The organism is Pseudonocardia sp. 73-21 (assembly GCF_001899645.1).
Classification (GTDB): Bacteria; Actinomycetota; Actinomycetes; order Mycobacteriales; family Pseudonocardiaceae; genus Pseudonocardia.
This window is the reverse complement of sequence record NZ_MKVV01000069.1, coordinates 1-1,218: the sequence shown is the minus strand read 5'-3', so window position 1 is coordinate 1,218 and position 1,218 is coordinate 1. Positions and strand designations below refer to the sequence as shown.

At 73.5% G+C, this 1,218-nt stretch carries 2 protein-coding genes and 1 pseudogene; all 3 read right to left on the bottom strand.

Annotation, left to right across the window (positions count from 1 at the left end; genetic code table 11):
• Nucleotides 1-239, bottom strand: a pseudogene (locus BGP03_RS22090) (hydrogenase expression/formation protein HypE); the annotation flags it as partial.
• Nucleotides 236-859 (bottom strand): SIS domain-containing protein, encoded by a 624-nt coding sequence (locus BGP03_RS22085; RefSeq protein ID WP_296367241.1) that lies wholly within the window; start codon nt 857-859, stop codon nt 236-238. The pseudogene BGP03_RS22090 and the gene BGP03_RS22085, both read right to left, overlap by 4 nt.
• A 79-nt stretch (nt 860-938) precedes the next feature.
• Nucleotides 939-1,218: HypC/HybG/HupF family hydrogenase formation chaperone (locus tag BGP03_RS22080; RefSeq protein ID WP_299737321.1), on the bottom strand; the 280-nt coding region annotated here is incomplete at its 5' end.

Below are 1,218 nucleotides of genomic sequence, written 5' to 3'. Positions count from 1 at the left end.
GAGAACGCGAGGCGCTCGCCGGTGGGGGTGGTGAGGACGGCGCCGTCGCCGAGGTCGTTGTGGAAGGCCTCGACGAACACGGCGTCGACGAGCGCGGCGGACGACTTGCCGCCGGCCCCGTGGGCCAGCGTCACGATCTCGTCCCTGAGCCGCGGCCGCCGTCGGCGGAACGCCTCGATGCGCTCGATCATCTCGCCCTCGGCGAAGCTCGGGCCGGAGCTCAGGTACTCGGTGGTCACGGTTGCACGCCTTCCCACAGGTGGTAGCCCAACAGGGCCTGCGCTTCCTGGATCCGGTGGACGCTCTGGCTGCGCACGACGAAGCACACGTCGACGTCCGGGGAGGCGGCGAACTCGCCGCCGTCGTAGCCCGCGAAGCCGATCGTGAACATCCCCCGCCTGCGCGCTTCGCGGAACGCGGCGGTGAGGTCCTTGGAGCTGCCGCTGGTGGACAGGGCGACGGCGATGTCGTTGCCGTCCCCGCGCGCCATCAGCTGGCGGGCGAACACCAGCTCGAACCCCACGTCGTTGCCGAGCGCGGTGAGGATCGCCTGGTCGGCGGTCAGCGACCACGCGGGCAGCGGCGCGCCCAGCGGAGGGTGCGCGAACAGCCCGGCGAGCGTGGCGGCGTCGGTGGAGCTGCCGCCGTTGCCGAACGTGAACAGCCGCCCGCCGATGGCGAACCGGCGGGCCATCTCGGCGGCGGCGGTCTCGATGAGGCCGGCAGTGGCGGCGAGCGTCGCCGTTCGCAGGTCCGCGCTCTCGGCGGCCTTGGCCCGCGCGGAGGCGGCGAGGTCGCGCAGCAACGACTCCTGGTCGCGCTCCCCGGCGTCGAGGAACGGGTAGAGGAACCCGGTCACCTGCCCACCCCACTCACACTGCGGTGATCACGGGCGGATGGTCGCCCGTCGGTCACCGGGAGCCGCCCTCTGCCCGTGGTCATCGCGGGGTCGGCTCCTCGAGGCGGGTGATCGCCGTGCCGGCGTGGACGAGTACGAGGTCGCCCGGCGCGACCGGGTCCACCAGCACCGTCGCCACGTCCTCGATGCCGGTGGCCGTCCGCACCCGCCCGGGACCGACGACCTCGCCGAGGCACCCCTCGTCGGAGCAGGTGATGCAGACCCCTGCGCCGGTGCCCGGACCCGCCAGCGATCCTTCGGTGGTGCACTCCGGCACCTCGGGCGCCAGCAGGCCGGGATGCTCGAAGCAGACGTGCGTC